6 protein-coding genes are annotated in these 5,312 nt (G+C 67.6%); 1 reads left to right on the forward strand and 5 read right to left on the reverse strand.

The genetic code is table 11. The features are described 5' to 3' along the window. Positions 1 to 36 precede the first annotated feature (36 nt). The 3 genes from prmC to hemA form a co-directional block, all read right to left on the reverse strand. Positions 37 to 846 carry a peptide chain release factor N(5)-glutamine methyltransferase gene (gene prmC / locus AC1DU6_RS19195; protein WP_477858936.1) on the reverse strand — a complete coding sequence of 270 codons (810 nt, stop codon included), beginning with the start codon at positions 844 to 846 and terminating at the stop codon, positions 37 to 39. Further along, on the reverse strand, positions 843 to 1,928 hold the full coding sequence (gene prfA, locus AC1DU6_RS19200) for a peptide chain release factor 1 (protein ID WP_457323378.1): 1,086 nt from the start codon (positions 1,926 to 1,928) through the stop codon (positions 843 to 845). The genes prmC and prfA overlap by 4 nt, the downstream gene beginning before the upstream one ends. Before the next feature lie 68 nt (positions 1,929 to 1,996). Next, on the reverse strand, positions 1,997 to 3,259 hold the full coding sequence (gene hemA, locus AC1DU6_RS19205) for a glutamyl-tRNA reductase (protein ID WP_477858937.1): 1,263 nt from the start codon (positions 3,257 to 3,259) through the stop codon (positions 1,997 to 1,999). A gap of 55 nt (positions 3,260 to 3,314) precedes the next feature. Here hemA and AC1DU6_RS19210 point away from each other — a divergent pair, with 55 nt between their 5' ends. Beyond that, positions 3,315 to 3,590, forward strand: a complete 276-nt coding sequence (locus tag AC1DU6_RS19210; RefSeq protein ID WP_457322674.1) for a hypothetical protein — start codon at positions 3,315 to 3,317, stop codon at positions 3,588 to 3,590. Here AC1DU6_RS19210 and miaB read toward each other — a convergent pair. Further along, positions 3,580 to 4,935: a tRNA (N6-isopentenyl adenosine(37)-C2)-methylthiotransferase MiaB gene (miaB, locus tag AC1DU6_RS19215; protein WP_457322675.1), complete on the reverse strand. Its 1,356-nt coding sequence runs from the start codon at positions 4,933 to 4,935 to the stop codon at positions 3,580 to 3,582. The two genes, AC1DU6_RS19210 and miaB, sit on opposite strands and share 11 nt — an antisense overlap. Further along, positions 4,932 to 5,312 (reverse strand): hypothetical protein (locus tag AC1DU6_RS19220; RefSeq protein WP_477858938.1); only part of this gene is annotated, 381 nt, incomplete at its 5' end. The genes AC1DU6_RS19220 and miaB, both read right to left, overlap by 4 nt.

Here is a 5,312-nt window from a genome sequence, read left to right on the forward strand (position 1 = left end):
AACTGGCAGCAATACATCACACATTTCGGGGAGGTTTCAGCTAGTTGCACGCCAGCGGCCCCCGCTGGCCCGGGGTCGACCAGYCAGATCGCATCTCAGCATGGCCTGGGCAAAACCCCGTGCGGCCAGGCGGGCGGCGACCGCTTCGGCCTGGTCCCAGCCGTGTTCCATCAGCAGCCAGCCGCCATCGTTGATGTGTTGCGGTGCAACATCAATCAGGGTTTGCAGGTCGGCCAGTCCGTCACCTCCAGGCGTCAGGGCCGTGATCGGCTCATGGCGCAGGGCTGGCAGATGCGGGTCGTCGCCGGCGATATAGGGCGGGTTGCTGACGACGAGGTCGAAGCGCCGGTCGGCCAGCGGCGCGAACCAGTTGCCGTGCCGCCAGTCAACGGCCAGACCCAGGCGTTCACCATTGGCGCGAGCAACAGCCAAGGCGTCGGCGCTGAAGTCAACGGCCGTGACCTGGGCGTGCGGGCAGGCGGCCTTGATGGCCAGCGCGATGGCGCCACTGCCGGTGCCGAGGTCGGCGACGCTGGATTGGCCCGGCAGGGCGGCGAGCAGTTCCAGCGCCCAGTCGACCAGGGTTTCGGTGTCCGGCCGAGGGATCAGCGTGGCCGGCGTGACCTGCAGCATCAGACCGTGGAAGGGCTGCCAGCCGGTCAGGTGGGCCAGCGGTTCACCTGCGGCCAGCCTTTGCAGCGCGGCTTCGGCGCCGGGTGCGAGTGCGTCGCCGTGGGTGACAAGCCAGGCGCGGCCCTGGCCGGTCAGGTGGCCGAGCAGCGTCTGCACATCGCCGCGCTCGACGCCGAGCTGGCGGGCGAGGGCGAGCGCCTCATCGATTGTCACGCCCGGCCTTCTTCGAGCTGAGCCAACTGCTCGGCCGCCTGCGCCGCCTGCAGGCCCTGGATGACGTCGCCGAGGTCGCCGTCCATGATCTGGCCCAGCTTGTAGAGGGTCAGGTTGATGCGGTGGTCGGTCAGGCGGCCCTGGGGGAAGTTGTAGGTGCGAATGCGGTCGCTGCGGTCGCCGCTGCCGATCAGCCCCTTGCGCGTGGCAGCCTCCTTGGCGGCGCGCTCGCTGCGTTCCTTCTCCTGGATGCGCGCCTGCAGCACCTGCAGCGCCTTGGCCTTGTTGCTGTGCTGGCTGCGGCCGTCCTGGCATTCGGCCACGATGCCGGTGGGCAGGTGGACGACGCGCACGGCGGAATCGGTCTTGTTGATGTGCTGGCCACCGGCGCCGCTGGCACGGAAAGTGTCGATGCGCAGGTCGGCCGGGTTCAGCGTGATGACCTCGGCCTCGTCGGGCTCGGGCATCACGGCGATCGTGCAGGCGCTGGTGTGGATGCGGCCCTGGGTTTCGGTCGCCGGCACGCGCTGCACGCGGTGGCCGCCGGATTCGAACTTGAGACGACCGTAGACGGCATCGCCCTCGACGCGCACGACCAGTTCCTTGTAGCCGCCGAGGTCGGAGATGTTCTCGGACAGGATTTCGGTGCGCCAGCCCTGACCTTCGGCGAAGCGCAGATACATGCGCGCCAGGTCGCCGGCGAACAGGGCCGCCTCGTCGCCACCGGCGCCGGCGCGGATTTCGAGGAAGGCGTTGCGCTCGTCGTCCGGATCCTTGGGGATCAGCGCGAGTTGCAACTCTGCGTCGAGCGACGTCAGTGCTGTCTCGTTGGACGCAATTTCCTCGCGGGCCATCTCCGCCATCTCAGCGTCCGCCAGCATGTCGCGTGCCGCGGCGAGATCGGCCTCGTGTTGCAGATAGCGCCGGTAGCGCTCGACCAGGCCAGACACCTCGGCCTGCTCCTTGGTCAGCGCGCGGTAGCGCTTCATGTCCGAGGCGACGCTGCCGTCGGCAAGGATGGTGTCGAGCTCGGCGAGGCGGAAGCCGAGGCGGTCGAACTGCTGGCGCAGGGAGTCTTTCATGGGCACGGAACGGGAATGCGGTCAGGGGCGGCGCAAGCGATGCACCGAGCGGCGGCTTGAGAGCGCCGCTAAGACTGCTTGCCGCGCAGGAAGAGGCGCGACACCGTCTGGGCCAACTGCAGGCGTTGCTCGCCGTCGCTGGCGTGCAGTTCGGCCAGCGTGCCGTGAAGCAGCTTCTGCGTGATGCCCTTGGACAGCGCATCCAGCACCTCGTCCACGTCCGCGCCCTTGGCCAGCAGCTTGCGGGCGCGGGCGATCTCCAGCGCCCGCCAGTCGTCGGCCTGGGCATGCAGAGCCTGGATCAGAGGCACGGTGTGGCGCTGGTCCAGCCAGTGCATGAAGCTCTGCACGCCGGTCTCGACGATGGCCTCGGCCTGGGCCACGGCGGCCTGGCGTTTCTCGCCGGCGGTCTGCACCTGGGCGGCGAGCTCGTCGACCGTATAGAGATAGACGTCGTCCAGCTGGGCGACCTCGGGCTCGATGTCGCGCGGCACGGCCAGGTCGACCATGAACATCGGGCGGTGCTTGCGTTTCTTCAGCGCCCGCTCGACGGCGCCCAGGCCGATCAGCGGCAGGCTGGAGGCCGTGCAGGAGACGACGATGTCGAACTCATGCAGGCGCTCCGGCAAGTCGGCCAGGCGCATGGCCTCGGCGCCGAAATGGGTGGCGAGCTTCTCGCCGCGCTCAAGAGTCCGGTTGGCCACGGCCATCTGGCGCGGTGTCTTGGCCGCGAAGTGAGTCGCGGTCAGCTCGATCATCTCGCCGGCACCGACGAAGAGCACGCGGGTCTTGGCCAGATCCTCGAACAGCTGGCCGGCCAGCCGCACGGCGGCGGCGGCCATGCTGATGGAGTGGGCACCGATCTCGGTGGAACTGCGCACCTCCTTGGCCACCGAGAAGCTGCGCTGGAAGAGCTGGTGCAGCGTGGTGCCCAGCGCRCCGGCGTTTTCGGCCTCGCGCACGGCCTGCTTCATCTGGCCGAGGATCTGCGGCTCGCCCAGCACCATGGAGTCCAGGCCGGCCGCGACGCGGAAGGCATGGCGAGCGGCATCGCTGCCCTGCATCACATAGGCATGCTCGCGCAAGGCGCCGGCCTGCACGCCGCCGGCATCGGCCAGCCAAGCGATGGCCGGTTGCACCAGGGTCGACGGTGCGGCCACATAGACTTCGGTGCGGTTGCAGGTCGACAGGATGGCCGCCTCGGGCGTGCCGGACAGCTTCTGGCGCAGGCCGGTCAGTGAAGGGGCGAGCTGCTCGAGCGTGAACGCAAACCGCCCGCGCAGATCGAGCGGGGCGGTGTTGTGGTTCAGGCCGAGAGCAAAGACGGACATGGGCGTGAATTGTAGGATTCGCGGCTTTTCCGCATCTGACATCGGTCAAGCCCGAATGAGCCCACTTGACGCCTTTTGGCACATCGCGAATCTCTTTGCCCCAGCCTGGGGGCTGGCGGCGCTACTGGCGTTGGCGATCAAGGGCCTGTGGCGGCGGGTGGCGAAGCCTCTGGCGTGGCAACGGTTGTGGGCCTGGGGTGCGGCGGGCGGCACGGCGGCCACCATCGCCACGCTGATCCTGCTGGGCCGAGATGGCCGCATGGCGGGCTATGCCTTGCTGGTGCTCGGCGTGGCCTTGCCGCAATGGTGGCTGCTGAGTTTCAAGCGCTAAGCACGTCTTCCGTCGTCACGACCTCGCCGCGCAGCGAATGCGCGAAGGCCGTCGTGATGCGCACATCGACCAGCTGGTTCATCAGCCGCGGCGAGCCGGGGAAGTTGACGATGCGGTTGCACTCGGTGCGGCCCATCAGCTCCGAGACGTCCTTGCGCGCATTGCCGGTGACAAGCACCTTCTCGACCTTGCCGACCATGCCTTGCGAGATGGTGATGGCATGTGCCTCGATGGCCGCCTGCAGCTCCTGCAGCCGTTTGACCTTGACCTCGTAGGGCGTCGTGTCTTCCAGCGCCGCGGCCGGCGTGCCGGGGCGGGGGCTGAAGATGAAGCTGAACGAGGCGTCGAAGCCGACGTCGTGCACCAGCTTCATCAGCCTGGCGTGGTCTTCGTCCGTCTCGCCGGGGAAGCCGACGATGAAGTCGCTGGCCAAGCGCAGGTCCGGGCGGATGGCGCGCAGCTTGCGCACAATGCTCTTGAACTCCAGCGCCGTGTAGCCGCGCTTCATCGCCATCAGGATGCGGTCGCTGCCATGCTGGACGGGCAGGTGCAGGTGGTTCACAAGTTGCGGGATCTTGCCGTAGGCCTCGATGAGGCGGGGGCTGAACTCGTTAGGGTGGCTGGTCGTGAAGCGCAGGCGGCGGATGCCGGGGATCTCGGCGGCGTATTCCAGCAGCAGGGCCAGGTCGGCGAACTCAGGCGTATCGCCCATCTTGCCGCGGTAGGCGTTGACGTTCTGCCCCAGCAGGTTGATCTCCATGACGCCCTGGTCAGCCAGGCCGGCGATCTCTGTCAGCACGTCGTCAAACGGGCGCGAGACCTCCTCGCCGCGGGTGTAGGGCACCACGCAGTAGCTGCAGTACTTGGAGCAGCCTTCCATGATGGAGACGAAGGCCGAGGCACCCTCGACCTTGGCCGGCGGCAGGTGGTCGAACTTCTCGATCTCGGGGAAGGAGATGTCCACCTGCGGGCGGCGCTGTTCGCGGCGGGCATCCAGCATGGCGGGCAGGCGGTGCAGGGTCTGCGGGCCGAACACGATGTCCACGTAGGGTGCACGCTCGATGATGGCCGCGCCTTCCTGCGAGGCGACGCAGCCGCCGACGCCGATCATGACGCCCTTGGCCTTCAGGTGCTTCACGCGGCCGAGGTCGCTGAAGACCTTCTCCTGCGCCTTCTCACGCACCGAGCAGGTGTTGAACAGGATGAGGTCGGCCTGCTCGACATCGGTCGTCGGTTCGTAGCCTTGGGCGGCGCCCAGCACGTCGGCCATCTTGTCCGAGTCGTACTCGTTCATCTGGCAGCCGAAGGTCTTGATGAAGACCTTTTTTGTCACGACCTCGCTCATGGCTTGCTCCAGGTCTGGTTGCCCGGGTTGAACTGCCAGGTTGCCGACTCGGCCGGCGTCGTCGGCCAGGGTTTGTTGGCGATCTCGGCCGGGTTCAGCAGCCAGACGTCCATGATCAAGCCGCTGTTCTCGACCGTGTAGTGCACGATGAACTTCTGGCCGGTGATGGCGCCTGGCTGCACCAGCAGATTGGTGTCGCCTTTGATGCGGCTGCCGGGTGCGAGGCGCGCGTACTTGCCGTTCAACAGCACGTCAGGGTGCTGGGTGACGACGAGTTCGCCACGCAGGGTCTGAGGCGTGAAGAAGCGGTGCGTCTGGGCCTGGGCGGCCAGACAGCTGACGGCCAGCGCCAGCGGGAGTGCACAGCGGTACATGGT

The organism is Roseateles sp. P5_B10, from assembly GCF_056400485.1.